Here is a 21066-nt window from a genome sequence, read left to right as displayed (position 1 = left end):
ATCGGGATGACAGGATTCGAACCTGCGGCCCCTTCGTCCCGAACGAAGTGCGCTACCAAGCTGCGCCACATCCCGTTGGGAAGAGCTTAGGCGATCAATCAACGCTCCCCCCTACATTTGAACCCCAGCCTTTGGGAGGCCCTGCGTTCTTGCTGAAACCCGAGTGGCTGCGTGTCAAAGCTCCGCAACGGGAGCGCATTGGGGCCGTTGCCGACCTGCTCACCGACCTGGCGCTGAACACCGTCTGTCAGGAGGCCAGTTGCCCGAACATCGGTGAATGCTTCGCCAGCGGCACCGCCACCTTCTTGATCATGGGGCCGGGCTGCACCCGCGCCTGCCCTTACTGCGACATCGACTTCGACAAGAGCGTGCGCACGCTTGATGCGAGCGAACCGCTGCGGCTGGGCGAGGCGGTGGCACGGCTTGGCCTGAGCCATGTGGTGATCACCTCGGTCAATCGCGACGACCTCGACGACGGGGGGGCCAGCCAGTTCGTTGCCTGCATCCAGCAGGTGCGCGCGCGCTCCCCCGGCACCACCATTGAGCTGCTCGTTCCGGATTTCTGCGGCAACTGGGACGCCCTTGCCGCCGTGATGGCGGCCGGGCCGGATGTGCTCAACCACAACATCGAGACGGTGCCCAGGCTTTACCGGCAGGTGCGACCCCAGGGGATCTACGCACGCTCCCTGGAACTGCTGCAACGGGTGCGCGAAGGCTGGCCTCGCGCCTATACAAAATCCGGGTTGATGGTGGGGCTGGGCGAAGGCGACGAGGAGGTGCTGGACGTGCTCGGCGATCTCCACCAGCACCGGGTCGACATCGTCACGATCGGCCAGTACCTCTCACCAGGCCCGAAGCACCTGCCGGTGCAGCGGTTTGTGAGCCCGGAGCAGTTCCAGGCCTTCCGGCTCCATGGCGAAACCGAGCTGAGCTTCCTGCAGGTGGTCAGCTCGCCGCTCACCCGTAGCAGCTACCACGCCGGTGAGGTGCGACGGCTGATGCGGGAGTATCCCCGCTGAACGGCCACTAAACCGCCACCTTCACCCGCTCGCTGAGGCCAAGGGCGGCCAGCTCGCTGGGGGGAACGAGCACCTTGAAGCGTCCACGCCACTGGGGCCAGTTGGCGAGGATTTCGGCGGCCTTGCGGCTGCCTGTGACTTCCAGATGGGTTTCAAGCAACGGCTTGAGCAACGCCTCCTGCTCGGTGGTCTCAAGGGGGTGGATGGCAACGGTCTCGGTGTTGAGGCGACCGGAGAGGGCGTCTTGCTCATCGAGCAGAAAGCCGACACCGCCGGTCATGCCGGCAGCGACGTTGCGACCGGTGCTGCCCAGGATCACCACGATGCCGCCGGTCATGTATTCGCAGCAGTGATCACCACTGCCCTCAACAACGGCATGGGCGCCGCTGTTGCGAACCGCGAAGCGTTCACCGGCGCGGCCGAGGGCAAAAAGAGCGCCGCCGGTGGCGCCATACAAACAGGTGTTGCCGAGGATCACCTGGGCGCCCGGATTGACACAGCCAGCTGGGGGAACCAGGACGATCCGGCCGCCATTCATGGCTTTGCCGACGTAATCGTTGGCATCGCCCTCCAGCCGCACGTTCATCCCCTCCAGCAGCAGGGCACCGAAACTCTGACCGGCGACACCCTCGAAGTGGAGATCGAGGCGGCCACGAAAACCGGTGTTGCCATGGCGCCCGGCGATTTCACCCGCCAAGCGAGCGCAGACGCTGCGGTCGGTGTTGACGATCGCCAGGCTGCGGCTGACCTGGCCATGGGACTCGATGGCGGCAAGAACCTGCGGGTCGCTGAGCAATTGATCTTCAAGGATCGGCCCATTGCCATGGGCTTCTGCCCGGTGCTTCAGCCAGCTGCGGTCGGCCGCCTGGGGGATGGGCTCGAGCAGGCAGGTGAGATCGAGGGAGCCGGTTTTGGTCAGCTCAACCGCCCGGGGCACGAGCAGCTCGTTGCGGCCGATCAGATCTTCAAGCCGGGCGACACCCAACAGGCTGAGCAACTGGCGAACCTCCTCGGCCACATACAGGAAGAAATTGACCACATGCTCCGGCAGGCCGGTGAAGCGCTTGCGCAGGGCTTCTTTTTGCGAGGCCACCCCGACCGGGCAGTTATTGGTGTGGCAGATCCGGGCCATGATGCAACCTTCGGCGATCATCGACACCGAACCGAAGCCATACTCCTCGGCGCCCAGCAGCGCAGCCATCAGCACGTCCCAGCCGGTCTTGAGGCCGCCATCGGTGCGTAGCAGCACGCGATCACGCAGACCATTGACCAGCAGGCTGCGGTGCACTTCGGAGAGCCCCAGCTCCCACGGGCTGCCGGCGTGTTTGATCGAACTGAGCGGCGAGGCGCCGGTGCCGCCATCGTGGCCGGAAATCTGGATCACATCGGCATTGGCCTTGGCCACACCGGCGGCAATGGTGCCGATACCGATCTCGGCGACCAGCTTCACCGACACCTTGGCGGCGGGGTGAACCTGGTGAAGATCGTGGATCAGCTGGGCCAGATCCTCAATGGAATAGATGTCGTGGTGCGGGGGTGGAGAAATCAGGGCCACACCAGGCTTGCTGTTGCGCAGCCCAGCGATGTAGGCGTCCACCTTCGGGCCGGGAAGCTGGCCGCCTTCGCCGGGCTTGGCCCCCTGGGCCACCTTGATCTCAAGCTGCCGCCCACTGCGTAGGTAGGCCGGGGTCACACCGAAGCGGCCGGAGGCGATCTGCTTGATCGCTGAGCAGGCCGTGTCTCCGTTGCGCAGCCCCCGAATCGTCGGCAGCGTGGGCGAGTGCCCACCTGCATCCACATCCTCAAGGGCGCGGAAGCGGGCGGAATCCTCACCGCCTTCGCCACTGTTGCTCTTGCCGCCGATCCGGTTCATGGCGACGGCCAGAACCTCATGGGCTTCGCGCGAAAGGGCGCCAAGGCTCATGCCACCGGTGCAGAAGCGGCTGCAGATGCTCTCAACGCTCTCCACCTGGTCGAGCGGCAAGGGTGTGGGCGCCAGCTTCAGTTCAAGCAGGTCGCGCAGGGCCGTGACCGGCCGGTGCTCGAGCAGGGTGCGGTAGGTGGAGAAGTGGTCGTAGCCAGGGCCTGCAGCTACGGCGGCATGCAGGGCCTTGGCCATCTCCGGGCTGTTGAGATGGAATTCTCCGCCGGTGCGGTATTGGACGAAGCCCATGAACTCCAACTTGCTGCGGTTCAGCTCCGGGTAGGCCTTGGCATGGAAGGCCAGGGTTTCGCTGGCCAGATCGGCCAGGCTCAGGCCGGCGACCCGGCTGGTGGTGCCCTTGAAGGCCAGGCTGATCAGATCGGCGCCGATGCCGATGGCCTCGAAGATCTGGGCGCCGTGATAGCTGGCCAGCAACGAGATGCCGATCTTGGAGAGGATCTTGCGCAAGCCGGCCTCCAGGGCCTGGCGCACGTTGGCCTGGGCGGCGGCGGCATCGAGGCGTGGCAGCTTGCCGCGCTCCATCAGCGACTGGGTCTTGGGATGGTCGAGCCAGTGGCGGGTGGTTTCCCAGGTGAGCCAGGGGCAGACGGCGCTGGCGCCGAAGCCGATCAGGCAGGCCAGGTGGTGGGTGCTCCAGCACTGGCCGGTGTCGGCCACCAGGGAGACCTGCAGACGCAGCCCCAGGCGCAGGAGGTGCTGGTGAACCGCTCCAACCGCAAGTAACGGCGGAATGTAGGTGGTGGTGGCTGTCAGACCGGGTTCAGGACGGCCTTGGGCACAGCGGTCGGCGTTGGAGCGGTCAGAGAGCACCAGGATCTGGCACCCCTCCCTGACGGCGGCTTCCGAGTCGGCGCAGAGCTGTTGCACCGCCGACTCCAGTCCGCCTGGCCCGGTGCCGACGGAGAAGAGGGTCGACAAGCTGACGGTGGAGAGGCCCTGACCAGCAAGGGCGGCCAGTTCACGCTCGTTGAGCAGCGGGCTATCGAGGTGCAGCACCGAGGCGGAGGAGGGTTCGGGCCTGAGGGCTGAGCCGCGGCGGCCCAGATGCATCTCCAGGCTCATCACCAGCTCTTCGCGGAGCGGATCGATCGGCGGATTGGTGACCTGGGCAAAACGCTGCTTGAAGTAGTCGTAGAGGAGGTGGGGCTTGGTGGAGAGCACCGCCAGGGGGATGTCATCGCCCATGCAGTAGGTGGGCTCCTTGCCCTGACCGGCCATGTCCTCGATCACCAGATCGAGATCCTCGGCCGTGAGCCCGAAGGCGGTCTGGTGCTGGAGCAGATCGAGTTCGCCCATCGACTTGGCGTCCTGCCAGGGCTGGGCCTGAAGGCTGCGGCGTTGCTCCTGGAGCCAGGCGCCATAGGGATGGCGGGCCGCCACCTCTTCCTTGACCTGCCAGTTCTTCAGCAAGCGACCGTTTTCCAGGTCGACGGCCAGCATCTGGCCAGGGCCGAGCCGACCCTTTTCAATGATCCGGCTTTCCTCGATGGGCACCACACCGGTTTCCGAACCCATCACCACCAGGCCATCGCGAGTGATGCAGTAGCGGGCAGGCCGCAGTCCGTTGCGATCCAGCGAAGCACCCACACTGCGTCCGTCACTGAACACCAGCAACGCCGGGCCATCCCAGGGTTCCTGGAGGCAGGCGGAGTACTCGTAAAATGCCCGCACCTCTGGGCGGGAATCGAGTTCCGGCTGCTCGCGAAAGGCCTCAGGCACCAGGGTCAGGAGGCAGTCGGTGATTGGCCGGCCGCTGCGCACCATCAGCTCGAGCATGGCGTCGAGATTGGCAGAATCGCTGAAGGCCGCGTTCACAACGGGCTTGAGGTCGGCGGCGGCGGCACCCCAGGCGGCATCGAGGTGGGATTCGGCGGCCTGGGCCCAGTTGAGATTGCCCAGCAGGGTATTGATTTCACCGTTGTGGCCCAGCAACCGCATCGGCTGGGCCAGGGGCCAGCGGGGCAGGGTGTTGGTGCTGAAGCGGCGGTGATACACCGCGAAACTCACGGCAAAGCGCTCGTCTCTCAGGTCGTTGTAGAAGGCCGGCAGCACTTCCGAGCGCACCATCCCCTTGTAAACCAGGGTGCGGCCGCTGAACGAAGCGAAGTAAAGGTCTCGAACTTCAGGCCCCCAGGTTTCCCTGACCAGGTCACCGACCCGCCGGCGGCAGCGAAACAGCAGCGCCTCCAGGGCATCACCGCTGGCGTCGGACTCCACCAGCCATTGCTCGATCACCGGGGCGGTCTGGCGGGCCAAGGGGCCGAGAACACTGGGATCAACCGGCACCGGGCGCCAACCCAGACTGCGCAGGCCAAGGCTTTGGGCGGCCTGTTCACAAAATTGGCGGGCCTGCTGCAGCCGCTCCGGATCGGCCGGCAGGAACAGCATGGCCAGACCCCGCCGGTTGGGCACCGTTGCGCGCGATTCCGGCCAGACCGCTTCGAGAAAACTCCAGGGGATGCCGGAGAGAATGCCGGCGCCATCGCCGGAGTCGCTGTCACCGCCACAGCCACCGCGGTGCTCCATGCAGCTGAGCGCCTCCAGGGCTTGCAGCAGCAGGCCATGGGAGGCAGCACCATCCAACTGGGCCAGAAAACCAACCCCGCAGGCGTCCTTTTCCCCGGCGACAGCCGCCGGTGCCGGGCTGTCGCAATGGGGCCAGAGGGGACGGGAGGAATGCGGCATGGACCGGAACAACCTGCAGAAACAAGCGGCAGCCCTGATTGACGCAGGTGGCCACCCCAGTGAGCGGACAACAACTCTAGGGACAGGTGCCTGGGCTTAGCGTTCACCAGCAACGGAAAAGGCTGATGGCGTGGCCGATCCCGCCAGCGCGCTATGGCCGCTGGCTCTGCTTGACAGTTTTGACTCTGCTTCCGATCGCCACTGGGCCGGGAGCTTCCGCTCAGTCCGGCTGGCGACCGGGACGTCAACCGGCTGAGCCGCCTCCGGCGAGAACGCCGGCAAGACAACAGGCCAGAGAGCAAGAAGGCAGCCGACTGGTGATCAACGGCCTGGCCCAACAGGCCCGTTGGCAATGGCTTCAGAGCGATGGAGCCGCCGCATCGCAGTTGTGGCTGCCCTTGGAGGTGCTCCAGGGCCAGCTCGGCTTCAGCAGCGAAAGCAGGCCAGATGGCGGCCTTGAGCTGGAATGGTTCGGTCAGACCCTCAAGGTGGCCCCGGCTCAACTGCGCAGCCTCGATGATGAAGTCGGTCTGGATGTGGGGCCAACCTTCGCTGCCGCCGGAGTCCGCCTTGAAGCCACGGCCGAGACACTGAAGATTGAAATTCCGCCGGCGGGCTTAGTCGGAATCCGGGTCTCCTCAGCGGGGGGAACCGCCGCTATGGGCGGCCGCCGCGTGGTGCTGGATCTCGATGGCATCGCCCTGGTGCGCCAGGAGAGCGGCCAGCTGCTGCTGGGGCTGCGCAGCACCGCCGCGCAGCGTGCTGAACTCCAGGGGCTTGGTTTCGCGGCGCGCCAGAGCGATCAGGGATTGACCCTCCAACGCCCTGGCGTGGTTCCCAAGGTTCTGACCCTGGGAGGGCCGGCCCGGGTGGTGCTCGATCTCGCCGGGGTCGGGCTGGCTGGCACCCCTGGCGCCGGTGCGGTCGCGACGCCGCCACCCCGGCTGGATCCACGGTTGCAGGCCCTACTGAGCAGCAGCGTCACCGTCGAGCGGCAGGTCCGTGCCGTCGGCAACCGGCGGATGCTGATCAACAGCGTGCGGCTGGATCCACGGCGCAATCCCCTCGAACTACGCCTGCTCACCAGGCCCGACGGCATGCAGGGACTCAGTTCCCTGCCGGCGCTGGCAGCGCGCGATCAGGCCCTGGTGGCGATCAACGGCGGTTTCTTCAACCGGATCAGGCGGATGCCCCTGGGTGCTCTCAAAGAACAGGATCGCTGGCTCTCCGGACCGATCCTGAACCGTGGCGCCGTCGGTTGGCGACCCAGGGAGCTACCCCAGTTCGGCCGGCTGCGGTTGGAGGAATGGCTGACTGACGAGACCGGCAGGCGCTGGCCGCTGACCACAGTGAACAGTGGGTATGTCCAGCGCGGCCTGGCCCGTTACACGGCCGACTGGGGGAGCGGGTATCGGCCCCTGAGCGGCGCCGAGACGGCTGTGTTGATCAGGGGTGGCATCGTTCAAAGGCAGTGGAGCCGCGCGGAACTCGCCCAGGGGGTTGGGCTTGGCGCCGGTGACACATTGGTGGTGGCCAGAGCCGGGGCGGTGGCTCCCTGGCCCGTGGGCAGCCGCCTGAGCTTGAACAGCCGCCCGCTCGATGCGGTGGGGATGAACCCCTTCGTGCTTGGCGGCGGCCCGTTGCTGCTTCAGGACGGCAGGCTGGTGCTCAATGGGACAGCGGAAGGATTCGGCGCCGCGTTTCAACAGCAGGGGGCGCCGCGCACGGTGGTCGGCAGCGACGGGCGTCAGCTCTGGCTGCTCACTGTTCAAGGGGAGGGCAATGCTGGGCCAACCCTGCAGGAAACCGCCGGACTGCTCAGGCAGATGGGGCTGCGGGATGCCCTCAATCTCGATGGCGGCGGCTCCACTGGCTTGATGGTCGGTGGGGCGATGACCGTGTTGGGCCGTGGAGTCTCCGCCTCGATTCACAATGGTCTTGGTCTGGTGCCACGGGATTCCGTCGCAGACTCTTCCCCTACACCCTGAGCGAAGCCGCCATGCCGAAGGGACTGACCGTTCACCTGAGCGCCGCTGCCGCTGCTGAGCTGGGCCGCCAGGCCGCCGTGGCCGGCACACCGGGGCTGATGCATCTGGATCTGGTGGAAGGAGGCTGTGAGCGCTGGGTGCTGAGGATCCGTCCCGGCGACCTGACCGGGATGGCGGTCGCCAGGGCCGACGGCATCACCCTGCACGCCCCTGAGGACCAATTCGCTCTGATGGCGGGCCTCAACCTGGACTACCGAGGGGATCTCAGTGGCGGCGGCTTCCTGATCAGGGCCGCCGACGGGCTGCAGTGCTGCGCCTGCGGGGCCGCCTTCAGTCGTCAGAACCATGACGGTCCGCCGACGGCGTAGGGTGATCAATTGTGAAAACGGTCGGACGTCCGGCTTCTCTCTTCGGCCCTCGATGCCCACGATTCAGCAGCTGATCCGCACCGAGCGGCAGCACCTCACCCGCAAGACCAAATCCCCTGCGCTGCGGGCCTGCCCGGAGCGCCGAGGCGTGTGCACCCGCGTGTACACCTCCACCCCCAAGAAACCGAACTCCGCGCTGCGCAAGGTGGCCCGCGTCCGGCTCACCTCGGGCTTTGAGGTCACGGCCTACATCCCCGGCATCGGCCACAACCTGCAGGAGCACTCCGTGGTGTTGATCCGCGGCGGTCGCGTCAAGGATTTGCCCGGTGTCCGCTACCACATCATCCGTGGCACCCTCGACACCTCCGGTGTCAAGGACCGGCGCCAAAGCCGCTCCAAGTACGGCACCAAGGCACCCAAAGGCTGATCGAGCCCGCCCCGTTTCCTTTTCCTTCCTCGCTTTCCTTCCTTCAGGTTTATGTCCCGCCGCAATGCTGCTGAGAAGCGCCCGGTTCATCCCGATCCCCAGTTCAACAGCCGTCTGGCCTCGATGGTGGTGGCACGGCTCATGAAGCACGGCAAAAAGTCCACCGCCCAGCGCATTCTCTCGGATGCCTTTGGCCTGATCAACGACCGAACCGGCACCGATCCACTTGAGGTGTTCGAGACAGCCGTGCGCAACGCCACTCCCCTGGTGGAAGTGCGGGCAAGGCGGGTCGGTGGCGCCACCTATCAGGTGCCGATGGAAGTGCGGCAGGAGCGCGGAACAGCGATGGCCCTGCGTTGGCTGGTGAATTTTTCACGGGCTCGCAACGGCCGCAGCATGTCCCAGAAACTGGCGGGCGAACTGATGGATGCCGCCAACGAAGCCGGCAACGCGGTCCGCAAACGGGAAGAAACCCACAAGATGGCTGAAGCGAACAAGGCCTTCGCCCACTACCGCTACTGAGCGGGGAGCTACCAGCTGGGTCGCGGGCCCAGCAACTAGCGGTATCACCAGTTACAGTCAACCCGCATTTTTTTCGTCGATTTACCTTCGGAGACCTTCACCCGTGGCCCGCGCCTTCCCCTTAGATCGCGTCAGAAATATCGGCATCGCCGCCCACATTGACGCGGGCAAAACCACCACCACCGAGCGCATTCTTTTTTATTCCGGTGTGGTCCACAAGATGGGCGAGGTCCACGATGGCGCCGCCGTCACCGACTGGATGGCCCAGGAGCGTGAGCGTGGCATCACGATCACGGCGGCTGCTATCTCCACCAGCTGGAAAGACCACCGGATCAACATCATCGACACGCCTGGCCACGTCGACTTCACGATCGAAGTGGAGCGCTCCATGCGGGTGCTCGATGGTGTGGTTGCCGTTTTCTGCGCTGTCGGCGGGGTCCAGCCCCAGTCGGAAACGGTCTGGCGGCAGGCCGATCGCTACAAAGTGCCGCGCCTCGTGTTCGTCAACAAGATGGACCGCACCGGCGCCAATTTTCTCAAGGTCTACGACCAGATCAAGGATCGCCTGAAGGCCAAAGCTGCCCCAATCCAGCTTCCGATCGGCGCTGAAGGCGACCTCAAGGGAATCATCGATCTGGTGCGTCAGAAGGCGATCATCTACACCAATGACCTCGGCACTGACATCGTCGAGGGAGATATCCCCGCCGAGATGCAGGAAGAAGTCGCACTCTGGCGCGGCAATTTGATGGAAACGGTGGCCGAAACCGATGACGAACTGACTGATTACTACCTGGAAAACGGTTATCTCACCGATGAACAATTGGTGAAAGGCATTCGGATCGGTGTGGTCAAGCACGGTTTGGTGCCGATCCTCTGTGGTTCAGCCTTCAAGAACAAAGGTGTTCAGCTGATGCTGGATGCAGTTGTGGATTATCTGCCCGCACCGATCGATATTCCGCCGATCCATGGCCTCTTGCCCGATGGCGAAGAAGCCAGCCGGCCCTGCGACGACAATGCCCCGTTCAGCGCCCTGGCCTTCAAGGTAATGGCTGATCCCTACGGCAAACTCACCTTCGTGAGGATGTACAGCGGAACCCTCAAGAAAGGCAGCTATGTGCTCAACAGTACCAAGGATAAAAAGGAACGCATCTCCCGGCTGATCCTGCTCAAGGCCGACGACCGGGAAGAGGTCGATGAACTGCGTGCCGGTGATCTTGGCGCTGTTCTTGGTCTCAAGAACACCACAACGGGTGACACCCTCTGCGTTGAAACCGATCCAATCATTCTGGAGTCGCTGTTCATTCCCGAACCGGTCATTTCGGTTGCTGTGGAGCCCAAGACCAAGGGGGACATGGAGAAACTCTCCAAGGCTCTGCAATCACTCTCCGAAGAGGACCCCACCTTCCGCGTATCCACTGACCCGGAAACCAACCAGACGGTGATCGCCGGCATGGGCGAGCTTCACCTGGAGATCCTGGTGGATCGCATGCTCAGGGAGTTCAATGTCGAAGCCAACATCGGCGCTCCTCAGGTTTCTTATCGCGAAACCATTCGTGGCAGCGCCAAAGGCGAAGGCAAATTTGCCAGACAGACCGGTGGCAAGGGCCAATACGGCCATGTCGTAATCGAGATGGAGCCTGGTGAGCCGGGTACAGGCTTCGAGTTCGTCAACAAGATCGTTGGCGGTATCGTGCCGAAGGAGTACATCGGACCGGCCGAAAACGGCATGAAGGAAACCTGCCAGTCCGGCGTGATTGCTGGTTTCCCGATGATTGATATCAAGGTCAGTATGGTCGATGGCTCCTACCACGACGTCGACTCCTCCGAAATGGCCTTCAAAATTGCCGGCTCGCTGGCCTTCAAGGACGGCGTCAAGAAGTGCAATCCTGTACTGCTTGAGCCGATGATGAAGGTGGAAGTCGAGATCCCCGAGGATTTCCTTGGATCAGTGATCGGCGACCTCTCCTCCCGGCGCGGTCAGGTCGAAGGCCAGTCCATCGACAATGGACAATCTAAAGTCCAGACCAAGGTGCCCCTGGCCGAGATGTTCGGCTATGCCACTCAGCTCCGATCCATGACCCAGGGTCGGGGTGTTTTCTCGATGGAGTTCAGCCATTACGAGGAAGTTCCTCGCAATGTGGCTGAGGCCATCATCTCCAAGAATCAGGGCAATTCCTGATCTTTACAACCCCAACCAACCCCCCGATTCTTTCCTTCAATGGCCCGCGAGAAGTTTCAGAGGACCAAACCTCACGTCAACATCGGCACCATCGGCCACGTTGACCATGGCAAGACCACCCTTACTGCCGCCATCACCAACGTGCTGGCGTCCATCGGCCAGGCGAAAGCTCAGGCCTATGACGACATTGACGGCGCTCCTGAGGAGAAAGAGCGGGGGATCACCATCAATACCGCCCACGTCGAGTACGAAACCGAGGGCCGTCACTACGCCCACGTGGACTGCCCGGGTCACGCCGACTACGTGAAGAACATGATCACCGGCGCCGCCCAGATGGACGGCGGCATTTTGGTGGTGGCCTCCACCGACGGCCCGATGGCCCAGACCAAGGAGCACATCCTGCTGGCCAAGCAGGTCGGCGTTCCCGCCCTGGTGGTGTTCCTCAACAAGACCGACATGGTCGACGACGAGGAGATCCTTGAGCTCGTCGAACTGGAGATGCGCGAGCTGCTCGACAGCTATGACTTCCCCGGTGATGACATCCCCGTGATCACCGGCTCCGCCCTCAAGGCCCTTGAGCACATTCAAGGAGGCGGCAAAGGTCTGCGCGGTGAGAACGAGTGGGTCGACAAGATCCTCGACCTCATGGATGCCGTGGATGCCTCGATCCCCGAGCCCGAGCGTGAGATCGACAAGCCCTTCCTGATGGCCGTCGAAGACGTCTTCTCGATCACCGGTCGCGGCACCGTGGCCACCGGCCGGATCGAGCGTGGCAAGGTCAAGGTCGGCGAGACCGTCCAGATCGTCGGCATCAAGGACACCCGCGAAACCACCGTCACCGGTGTAGAGATGTTCCGTAAGCAGCTCGAGGAAGGCATGGCAGGTGATAACGCCGGCCTGCTCCTGCGCGGCATTCAGAAGGAGGACATCGAGCGCGGCATGGTGCTGGTGAAGCCCAACTCCATCAAGCCCCACACCAAGTTCGAGGGTGAGGTGTACGTGCTCAAAAAGGAGGAAGGCGGCCGCCACACACCCTTCTTTGCTGGCTACCGCCCGCAGTTCTACATCCGCACCACCGACGTGACCGGGCAGATCACGGCCTTCACCGCCGATGACGGCACCAACGTCGAGATGGTGATGCCGGGTGACCGCATCAAGATGAGCGCCGAGCTGATCTGCCCAGTGGCGATCGAGCAGGGCATGCGCTTCGCCATTCGCGAAGGCGGCCGCACCATCGGTGCCGGTGTTGTCTCCAAGATCGTGGCTTGAGCGCGATTTGATCGGTGTGGGGGTGGCGCCAAATGCTTACCCCCCGCCAAAACCAGCCCTTTACGGGGCCAATGCTCTTGGAGACCGGTTCGCTTCTTGACACCGGCTCTTTCCTTGACACCGGCTTTCTCCTTGACGCCGGCTCGCTCCTTGACAATTGATGGATCCCAGGTTCCATCCGTTCCCTCCCGTTGAGACCCTCGCGTGCCTTCAACGGGCTTTTCTATCCCTCCCATGTCCACCGCCATCGCTCAGCAGAAAATCCGCATTCGCCTCAAGGCGTTTGACCGCCGCATGCTGGATCTTTCCTGCGACAAGATCATCGAAACCGCCGATCACACCGCCGCCACGGCGATTGGACCGATCCCCCTGCCCACCAAGCGCAAGATTTATTGCGTGCTGCGCTCCCCCCACGTGGACAAGGATTCCCGTGAGCACTTCGAGACGCGCACCCACCGCCGCATTATTGATATCTACAGCCCCACCGCCAAGACCATTGACGCTCTGATGAAGCTGGACCTGCCCAGCGGAGTTGACATCGAAGTGAAGCTCTGAAAACAAAGCTCTGAAAACGAAGCTTTGGAAGCAGTGCCTGGTGTCGAGCGGCCTGAGCCAATCGCCCAGGCCAAGCCATTAACCTTTCGGCCCAGACCAACGGCCGATGGATTGTGGATCGCCCGCCCTCAAGGCGGGTTTTTACGTTCAGGGCCGTGCCGAGATCCCTAAGATCGGTTTAGAGCCTCACTCTTTTGCAACCACGCAGGACCTTTGTGACCGATTTGGCCGTCCGGGAACTCCCCCTCTTCCCCCTGCCGGATGTGGTGTTGTTCCCGCAGGAGGTACTGCCTCTACACATCTTCGAGCCCCGCTACCGGATGATGCTGAGCACGGTTCTGGAAACCGATCGGCGTTTCGGGGTGGTGCGCTGGGACCCCCAGGAAAAGAAAATGGCCAGCGTTGGCTGCTGCGCCGAGATCCTGCAATGTCAGACGCAGGATGACGATCGCAGCAACATCGTCACCATGGGCCAGCAGCGCTTCCGCGTGCTCGAAGTGGTGCGTGAAGCACCGTTCCGTGTCGGCATGGTGAGCTGGATCGAAGACCAGGCCAGCGACAGCGACAACTCACTCGAGCAGCTCGCTGGCGAAGTGACCCAGGCTCTGCGTGATGTGGTCGATCTGACCGGCAAGCTGATCGGCAAGCCCACCAGCCTGCCCAACGACCTGCCTGATCTGCCCCGGGAACTGTCGTTCTGGATCGGCTCCCACCTGGGTGGCCCCGTGGCTGACCATCAGCAGGCCCTGCTTGAGCTGACCGACACCACCGAGCGTTTACGCCTGGAGTATTCCCTCCTTGACCAGACCCGCCGTCAACTGGCGGCTCGAACCGTTCTCAAGGACACCTTTAAAGGAATGGGTGAGGACGGCCAGGATCCAAGCTGATGGCACTCAATCTCCTGCCTGGGGCCCTGCTTCTTGGTGCGGGTGCAGCTGGCTTGGGGTGGTATGCCACCCAGCTCTGGCAACGGCGAAACCGGCGCTATCAGAGCACCGAGACGGTCGCGGCGGCCTATGACCGCTGGACCGACGACCAATTGCTCGAACGCCTCTGGGGGGACCACGTCCACCTCGGACACTACGGAGAGCAGCCGCGGCGCGCCGATTTCCGCGCCGCCAAAGCAGCTTTCGTGCATGAATTGGTGCGCTGGAGTGGCCTCGATCAACTGCCCAGTGGCGCCCGCGTGCTGGATGTGGGCTGTGGCATCGGCGGCAGTGCCCGGATCCTCAGCCGGGATTACGGCTTTGAAGTGCTGGGAATCAGTATCAGCCAAGCCCAGATCGCCCGGGCAAGCCAGCTCACCCCCGCCGGCCTGCCCTGCCGTTTCGCGGTGATGGATGCCCTGGCCCTCGATCTCGCCGATGGTCAGTTCGATGCGGTCTGGAGTGTGGAGGCCGGACCGCACATGGCCGACAAGCAGCGCTACGCCGATGAGCTGTTGCGCGTGCTCGCGCCGGAAGGCCTGCTGGCCGTGGCCGACTGGAACCGGCGCGATCCAAGCAACGGCGCGCTGACGAGCCGCGAGCGCTGGGTGATGCGTCAGCTGCTCGACCAATGGGCCCACCCCGAGTTCGCCAGCATCCTCTCTTTCAGGCACAACCTGGCCTGCAGCCCCTTCGCCAATGGAGCCAGCGTGACCACAGGCGACTGGACCAAGGCCACCTTGCCCTCCTGGATCGACTCGATCATGGAAGGCATCCGCCGCCCCGGGGCGGTGCTGGGCCTGGGGCCGATGGCCGTGCTGCAGGGACTCCGCGAAACCCCGACCCTGCTGTTGATGGACTGGGCTTTCCGCAACGGCCTGATGCAGTTCGGTGTGTTCCGCTGCCGCAAACCAACGACCTAGCCGCCGTTCTCTTCGACGATGCTGATTGGGTAGGTCCCGAACAGGACCAGATGCTCACAGTGACCGGCCAATTCCGCGACAGCCTGCTCAAGGGAGCCCGAATCGGCTGGTAGCTCCAGGTCAACGAAGAACAGGTATTCGCCCATTTCCCGCTTGGACGGGCGTGACTCGATCCGGCTCATGTTCAACTGCCGATGGGCGAAGCAGCGCAGGGCATCGAGCAGGGCGCCGGGGTTGTTCGCCCGCAGCGAGAAGGCGAGGCTGCAGTGGGTGGCTTTGGCGCGGCCCGCAGGGATGGCAGGCGCACGCTGCAGCAGGAGGAAACGGGTGCAGTTTCCGGCCACGTCATTGATCGGATAGGCCAGTACCTCCAGGCCGTGCTGGCTGGCCGCCTGGAGCGAGGCCACGGCAGCGCGGAAGTGGCTGCCGCCCACCAGGCGCGAAGCCTCCGCCGTGGAGCTGGTGGGCAGCTGCAAGGCATCGGGAAGATGTTCGGCCAGCCATTGGCTGCACTGGGCCAGGGCCTGGGGATGGGAGAGCACCTCACTGATGCGGCCGATCGGACCGCTGCCGAGCAGGGCATGGCGAACCGGCAGAACCAGGGCTCGCCGGATTCCCAATTCCTCATGCTCCCAGAGGGCATCCAGACTGGCCGTGACCCCGCCCTCGACCGAGTTCTCGACGGGCACCACGGCTGCATCACAGTGGCCGTCAGCGAGGGCCCGGATCACGGCCCGGTGCCCGCTCTGGGGGACCAGTTCCACATCGCCCAATCCTTCAAGGTCAGCCAGGGTTCTGGCGGCCTGCTCGCCATAGGTTCCAGCGGGACCAAGAAAGGCAAGACGCATGACAGGGGAGCAACGGAGCGGCGAACGCTGATCGATAGGATCATCTCCCGCCGACTCCCCACCCTGGCGATGCCCCTGGCTTTCGGCGCCCGCCAGCAACTCCGGATTCCGGTATCCAGCCAGAGCGAAAGGCTGGCGCCCTACCTCGAAAACGACGATCGGATCGTGCGCACCCTGTTGGCTGCCGACCAACTACAACGGCTTGGCGACGGGCGCTATCGCTACGCCGTCCAGCAACTGAACGTCTTCCAGCTCCAGGTCCAGCCGATCGTTCAGCTGCAAGCCACGCGACAGCCAGGCCGACTCGAGATTGAGGCCCTCGATTGCCAACTGGAGGGTCTCGAAGTGGTCGACGACTTCGCACTCCAGCTCCACTCCCATTTGGTGGTCAACGAAACCGGCCTGGAGGGGGAAGCCCATCTGGCCGTTACGGTCAGCCGGCCGGCCATTCTGGGCCTGCTGCCACCCCGCGTGCTCGAAGCCACCGGTCGTTCCTTGCTGGCTGGCATCCTGATTGCGATGCGAAAACGGGTCGGCCGGCAGCTGCTCGATGACTTCAGCGCCTGGTGCCGGGAGAACTGAGCACCCGGGAGAGAAAGGACTGGCGATGGAGTGGGGTGGCCCCGAGCTCGCGCAAGGCCGCTCGGTGCATCGCCGTGCCATAGCCGACATGGCGCTCCAGTCCGTAGCCAGGGAAGCGAGAGGCCAGCCGCCGGACCAGCCCATCACGCGCCTGTTTGGCGAGCACACTGGCTGCGGCAATGGCCAGGCAACGGCGATCACCCTGCACCAGGGTGACCTGCCGGCCAGACCAGGGTCGTAGGGGCAGAACGCCATCGACCAGCACCAGGACCGGGCGCCGGGGCAGGCGTTGCAGGGCCCGCAGCATGGCCGCTTCGGTGGCCCAGCGAATGCCGTGGCGGTCAATTTCGCTGGCTGAGGCCTGGCCCAGTCCCCAGGCCTGAGCCAGGGCCGTGATCAACGGAACCAGGCGTTCGCGATGGCGGGCCGAGAGCGCCTTGCTGTCGGTGAGACCTGCCCTGGCCAGAGGCTCCAGGGCCGAAGCCGGCAACACAACCGCCCCGGCGAAGACGGGTCCGAACAAACAACCTCGACCGACCTCATCAACCCCGGCACAGGTCCGTGGGTCATGGCCGCCAAAGAGCGACCCCGAGGACGACAAACGCCTCAGACCGTGGCCGAGGAGCGCCGGCGACGCCGCCGCGGTTCACCAGCGTCCTGCTCTTCGGGAGCCGGCTGGGCTGCTGCTTCCGCTGCAGTTTCGGCCGGCGGAATCCCAAGGCTGCCACTGCCGTTGGCCGGCAAAGCCGAGGTTTCAGGAGCCGCTGCAGCGGTTGCCGAGGGGCGTGAACGGGTGATCTTGCGCGTGAGCGGCACCTGCACCACAGGAGCCTCGATCACGGTTGTGACGGTGGCCATCGGCTCATCAGGCTCCAGGGGAAGGGGCGTGATTTCGACCAGCACGTCAGGGGACGGCTCATGCCGAACCAAGGTGGAACTGGCAGCAGTGCCGGTCTGGCCACTGGCGGCGCTGGCACCGTTATCGCCACTGCCGTTGTCGCCAGTCCTGTCATCACGACTGCTGTTATCGGTGCTGTTGTTATCGCCATTGCCCCGTCCACCGCGACGGCGGCGGCGGGAAGCTGTGGACGATTGTTGTTGACGGGCCGCTTCGAGCACGGCCTCCGGATCCTCGCCTGGCCTGACGACGCGCACCATCAGGTGTTCGCCACTGGGTTGGGGATCGAGCAACAGGGTGGGGTTGAGACCAAGCCAGCCGTAGACCAGCTCCTGTTCTTCCTCCATCGGCACGGCCACCAGTTCGGGTTCCTGGCGGCGACTGACCGGTTCACTGACAAAGCCCGCAGCCGCTTCACTGGGCTCGCTGGAACTAGCAGGGACCTGAACCGGTGCACTGACCGGTGCCTCCACGGCTTCGCTGGAGCGGCCGCCGCGGCTGCCACGGCCACCGCGGCGACGGCCACTGGATTCGGTGGCGGCAGGGCTGACAACGTCGGCCCGGGCCGAAGCCGCCGAGCGCACCAGGCCACTCACCGTGGCCAGGGGCTGGAGCGAATCGGTGCCGGGGAGCACCGCCACATGGCCGAGGCCACCACAACTGGGGCAGGCACGACCGAACAACTCATAGATGTTCTGGCCCTGGCGCTTGCGCGTGAGTTCAACCAAGCCGAGCTCGGAGAGCTGGGCAATCTGGGGGCGGGCGGTGTCATCGCGGACCGCCTGGGTGAAATGCTCCAGCAGCATCAACTGGTCGCGCCTCGACTCCATGTCGATGAAGTCGATGATCACGACGCCACCGATGTTGCGCAGCTTGAGCTGACGGGCGATCTCAGCGGCCGCTTCGCAGTTGGTCCAGAGCACGGTTTCCCGGGCATTGGCCGAACGGGTGAACGAACCTGAGTTCACGTCGATCACCGTGAGCGCCTCGGTGGGCTCGATGATCACGTAGCCGCCTGAGGGAAGATCAGCCCGGGGCTTGAGCGAATCGCGAATTGCCGCATTCACCCGGTAATGCTCCAGGATGTCGCTGGATTCGGCGTGGTGCTCAACCTGCAGGCTGGCCTGATCGGCACCGAGGAAGGCATTGACCCGGGCCACGGCCGCTGGGGTATCGACGACGACCCGCAGAACCTCGGGGCTGTAGAGGTCACGCAGGACGCGATGGATGAAGTCTTCGTCACGGTTAAGCAGCACAGGTGGGCTGGCGATTTCGGCCGCTTCCTGAATGCCTTCCCACTGGCGCAGCAGGGTCTCGAGATCATCAATCAGCAGGTCTTCGCTGATCCCCTCGGCTTCGGTACGCACCAGCAGACCTGCGCCGGGAGGCTTGATCAGCACACCGAGAGCACGCAGCCGGTTGCGTTCGTTTTCGCCGTTAATCCGCCGGGAAATGCTCACTCCCTGGCCGTGGGGCTGGAGGACCAGGAAGCGGCCGGGGAGCGTGAGGTTGCCGGTGAGGCGAGGCCCTTTGGTGCCGGTGGGCTCCTTCATCACCTGAACCAGCACCTTCTGGCGAGGCTCAAGCAACTCGGTGATGCCGGCTGCTCCCTTCCTCAGGCGCAGGGGGCCGAGGTCGGTGACATGGATGAAGCCGTTCTTTTCGCTTTCACCGATGTTGACGAAGGCCGCATCGATACCGGGCAGGACGTTTTCGACCCTGCCGAGATAGACATCACCGATCTGGTAACGGCCCTGGGCGACGACAAGTTCATCAACACGTTCGTCGTTGAGCACTGCAGCGATGCGCAGTTGCTCCGCAATGACGATCTGCTGGGGCATGGAGGATAGGGTTTGGCTCGGTGGAGCCCTGCCAAGGGATGGGGATCGACCCCGGAAGAAACCAACTGCTGCGCAGAGCGTGCCGCAATGCCGCTCGACTGCTGCTGAAGCAGAAGGGGGACGGAAGGAAAAGTCTGGTGAGGAAGCACCCCTAGAAGCTCATCGCCCGGATCACGTTGGTGCTGGGGGAACTGGTGAAGAACGACCAGTGCACGCAACCGTGTCGACTAGATGATGGGCCGCATGAGGCGATGCCCGCTGAGAAGCGTTTACAGCTTCAGAAACTGCAAACGGGACTGCCGTCTTCTCGGGAATTTAGCACGATGATCCCAGGCACCACACCGCCTTGAAGCAAGGCCCAGCAGCAGGCCGCAAGGGGGAACAATCCCCCCAGAACGCCTAGGCCCCCATCGCCCAGGTCATGTCACGTAGGAAGATGGCCAGCAGGAATGCATGGGCAGAGCGGTTGTGGTTCAGATCAATTCCAATTACCTGAAGCTCAAGGCGGGCTATCTCTTTCCCGAGATCGCTCGCCGGGTGAAGGATTTCTCGGCCGCCAACCCCGAAGCCTCCCTGATTCGCCTCGGCATTGGCGATGTGACCGAGCCGCTGCCGGCCGCCTGCCGCGAAGCGATGAAGCAGGCCGTCGACGCGATGGGACGTCGGGAGAGCTTCCATGGCTACGGGCCTGAACAGGGCTACCTCTGGTTGCGTGAGGCGATTGCCTCCAACGATTTCCAGGCGCGAGGCTGTGCCATCAGTGCCGAAGAGATTTTCGTCTCTGATGGCTCCAAATGCGACAGCAGCAACATCCTCGACATCCTCGGCGAGGGCATCCGCATCGCCGTGACCGATCCGGTCTATCCGGTGTATGTCGACAGCAATGTGATGGCAGGCCGCACTGGCGAGGCCGACGAGACGGGGCGTTACGCCGGGCTCACCTATCTGCCGATCACCGCCGCCAACGGCTTCTGCGCGCCCCTGCCGGAGGGGCCGGTGGATCTGATCTATCTCTGTTTCCCCAACAATCCCACCGGTGCAGTGGCCAGCCGCGAGCAGCTCCAACGCTGGGTCGACTACGCCCTGGCCAACCAGGCGCTGATCCTGTTCGATGCCGCCTACGAGGCCTTCATCCGTGACCCGGAACTGCCCCATTCGATCTACGAGATCGAGGGAGCCAAGCGATGTGCCATCGAGTTCCGCTCCTTTTCGAAGAACGCCGGCTTCACGGGCACCCGCTGCGCGCTCACGGTGGTGCCACGGGGCTTGATGGGGGTGGGCGCCGATGGGCAGGAGGTGGAGCTGTGGAGCCTCTGGAACCGGCGCCAGAGCACCAAGTTCAATGGGGTGAGCTACATCGTGCAGCGGGGCGCTGAAGCGGTGTATTCCTCTGAGGGCCAGGCCCAGGTGAAGGAACTGGTCAACTTCTATATGGAGAATGCGGCGATCCTCCGCCGTGATCTCAGCCGCGCCGGGCTGCGCGTCTTCGGTGGCGAGCAGGCCCCTTACGTCTGGATTCAGACGCCTGAGGGCGTGGATTCCTGGAGCTTCTTCGACCGGCTGCTGAGCGAGGCCCACGTGGTGGGCACCCCGGGCAGCGGTTTCGGCGCCGCCGGCGAGGGCTACTTCCGGCTCTCGGCCTTCAACAGCCGCGCCAATGTGGCAGAAGCCATGGAACGCATCGCCCAAAGCTCCCTGGCCGTTTCCAATAAAGTGGCGATCTGAGCGTGAATCGACCCCCTGCCGCCGTGGTTCTGTCGTCTGCTGCCGTGCAACTGTCCGTTGAAACAGCTCCCCGCTCCCCCGGCGGAGCGGCGGTGATCGATCAAGAGGTGCAGAGGGTGCGCAAGCCCTCGCCGCTCTATCGGGTGCTGCTGCACAACGATCCGGTCAATTCGATGGAGTACGTGGTGACCAGCCTGCGCGAGGTGGTGCCCTCCCTCAGTGAACAGGACGCGATTGCCGTGATGCTCGAAGCCCACAAGACCGGCGTCGGCCTGGTGATCGTGTGTGATCTCGAACCAGCGGAGTTCTACTCCGAAACGCTCAAGGGCAAGGGGCTCACCAGCACGATCGAGCCCGAGGACTGAA

The 21066-nt window shown here is 64.2% G+C and carries 17 protein-coding genes and 1 tRNA gene; 13 read left to right on the top strand and 5 right to left on the bottom strand.

The window, feature by feature from the left end; genetic code table 11:
* Window position 1: 1 nt before the first annotated feature.
* Window positions 2–75, bottom strand: a tRNA-Pro gene (locus BM449_RS08725).
* 74 nt (window positions 76–149) lie between these two features.
* On the opposite strand from BM449_RS08725, the gene lipA reads away from it, so the two are divergent.
* Window positions 150–1019, top strand: coding sequence for a lipoyl synthase (lipA, locus tag BM449_RS08720; protein ID WP_083544482.1), 870 nt, complete (start codon window positions 150–152; stop codon window positions 1017–1019).
* Window positions 1020–1026: 7 nt separating this feature from the next.
* Here lipA and gltB read toward each other — a convergent pair whose 3' ends face one another.
* Window positions 1027–5649 carry a glutamate synthase large subunit gene (gene gltB, locus BM449_RS08715; protein WP_071800903.1) on the bottom strand — a complete coding sequence of 1541 codons (4623 nt, stop codon included), beginning with the start codon at window positions 5647–5649 and terminating at the stop codon, window positions 1027–1029.
* A gap of 317 nt (window positions 5650–5966) precedes the next feature.
* On the opposite strand from gltB, the gene BM449_RS08710 reads away from it, so the two are divergent.
* From BM449_RS08710 to BM449_RS08670, 9 genes are all read left to right on the top strand, one after another.
* Window positions 5967–7637, top strand: a complete 1671-nt coding sequence (locus BM449_RS08710) for a phosphodiester glycosidase family protein (RefSeq protein ID WP_233830594.1) — start codon at window positions 5967–5969, stop codon at window positions 7635–7637.
* A gap of 11 nt (window positions 7638–7648) precedes the next feature.
* A complete protein-coding gene (locus BM449_RS08705; RefSeq protein ID WP_071800898.1) occupies window positions 7649–8005 on the top strand; it encodes an AIR synthase in 357 nt (118 codons plus the stop codon).
* Window positions 8006–8057: 52 nt separating this feature from the next.
* Entirely contained in the window at window positions 8058–8432 is a 375-nt protein-coding gene (gene rpsL, locus BM449_RS08700; protein ID WP_071800897.1) for a 30S ribosomal protein S12, read from the top strand.
* 51 nt (window positions 8433–8483) lie between these two features.
* The gene (gene rpsG / locus BM449_RS08695) at window positions 8484–8954 is read left to right on the top strand and encodes a 30S ribosomal protein S7 (RefSeq protein ID WP_071800895.1); all 471 of its coding nucleotides are present in this window, start codon (window positions 8484–8486) and stop codon (window positions 8952–8954) included.
* 103 nt (window positions 8955–9057) lie between these two features.
* Window positions 9058–11133, top strand: a complete 2076-nt coding sequence (fusA, locus tag BM449_RS08690; protein WP_071800893.1) for an elongation factor G — start codon at window positions 9058–9060, stop codon at window positions 11131–11133.
* 39 nt (window positions 11134–11172) lie between these two features.
* Window positions 11173–12402 carry an elongation factor Tu gene (gene tuf / locus BM449_RS08685; RefSeq protein ID WP_071800891.1) on the top strand — a complete coding sequence of 410 codons (1230 nt, stop codon included), beginning with the start codon at window positions 11173–11175 and terminating at the stop codon, window positions 12400–12402.
* Window positions 12403–12636: 234 nt separating this feature from the next.
* Window positions 12637–12957 (top strand): 30S ribosomal protein S10, encoded by a 321-nt coding sequence (gene rpsJ / locus BM449_RS08680; RefSeq protein ID WP_071800890.1) that lies wholly within the window; start codon window positions 12637–12639, stop codon window positions 12955–12957.
* 215 nt (window positions 12958–13172) lie between these two features.
* Complete coding sequence (locus BM449_RS08675) at window positions 13173–13844, top strand: LON peptidase substrate-binding domain-containing protein (protein ID WP_071800889.1); 672 nt, start codon at window positions 13173–13175, stop codon at window positions 13842–13844.
* A complete protein-coding gene (locus BM449_RS08670; RefSeq protein ID WP_083544481.1) occupies window positions 13844–14806 on the top strand; it encodes a methyltransferase domain-containing protein in 963 nt (320 codons plus the stop codon). Before BM449_RS08675 ends, BM449_RS08670 begins: the two co-directional genes overlap by 1 nt.
* On the opposite strand, the gene pheA is transcribed toward BM449_RS08670, so the two are convergent.
* Complete coding sequence (gene pheA / locus BM449_RS08665; RefSeq protein WP_071800888.1) at window positions 14803–15654, bottom strand: prephenate dehydratase; 852 nt, start codon at window positions 15652–15654, stop codon at window positions 14803–14805. The genes BM449_RS08670 and pheA overlap by 4 nt on opposite strands.
* Before the next feature lie 69 nt (window positions 15655–15723).
* On the opposite strand from pheA, the gene BM449_RS08660 reads away from it, so the two are divergent.
* Window positions 15724–16236 (top strand): DUF1997 domain-containing protein, encoded by a 513-nt coding sequence (locus tag BM449_RS08660; RefSeq protein WP_071800887.1) that lies wholly within the window; start codon window positions 15724–15726, stop codon window positions 16234–16236.
* Here BM449_RS08660 and BM449_RS08655 read toward each other — a convergent pair.
* Window positions 16211–16837, bottom strand: a complete 627-nt coding sequence (locus BM449_RS08655) for a ribonuclease HII (RefSeq protein WP_120352776.1) — start codon at window positions 16835–16837, stop codon at window positions 16211–16213. The genes BM449_RS08660 and BM449_RS08655 overlap by 26 nt on opposite strands.
* A 5-nt stretch (window positions 16838–16842) precedes the next feature.
* Entirely contained in the window at window positions 16843–18975 is a 2133-nt protein-coding gene (locus tag BM449_RS08650; protein ID WP_071800885.1) for an Rne/Rng family ribonuclease, read from the bottom strand.
* A gap of 468 nt (window positions 18976–19443) precedes the next feature.
* On the opposite strand from BM449_RS08650, the gene BM449_RS08645 reads away from it, so the two are divergent.
* Both BM449_RS08645 and clpS read left to right on the top strand, forming a co-directional pair.
* A complete protein-coding gene (locus BM449_RS08645; RefSeq protein WP_071802134.1) occupies window positions 19444–20700 on the top strand; it encodes an LL-diaminopimelate aminotransferase in 1257 nt (418 codons plus the stop codon).
* A 44-nt stretch (window positions 20701–20744) separates the two neighbouring features.
* Entirely contained in the window at window positions 20745–21065 is a 321-nt protein-coding gene (clpS, locus tag BM449_RS08640; RefSeq protein WP_071802132.1) for an ATP-dependent Clp protease adapter ClpS, read from the top strand.
* Window position 21066: the final 1 nt, after the last annotated feature.

The organism is Synechococcus sp. SynAce01, from assembly GCF_001885215.1.
Taxonomy (GTDB): Bacteria; Cyanobacteriota; Cyanobacteriia; order PCC-6307; family Cyanobiaceae; genus Regnicoccus; species Regnicoccus frigidus.
Note: the sequence above shows the minus strand (reverse complement) of the source record. Positions and strands in the feature narration are given on the sequence as shown.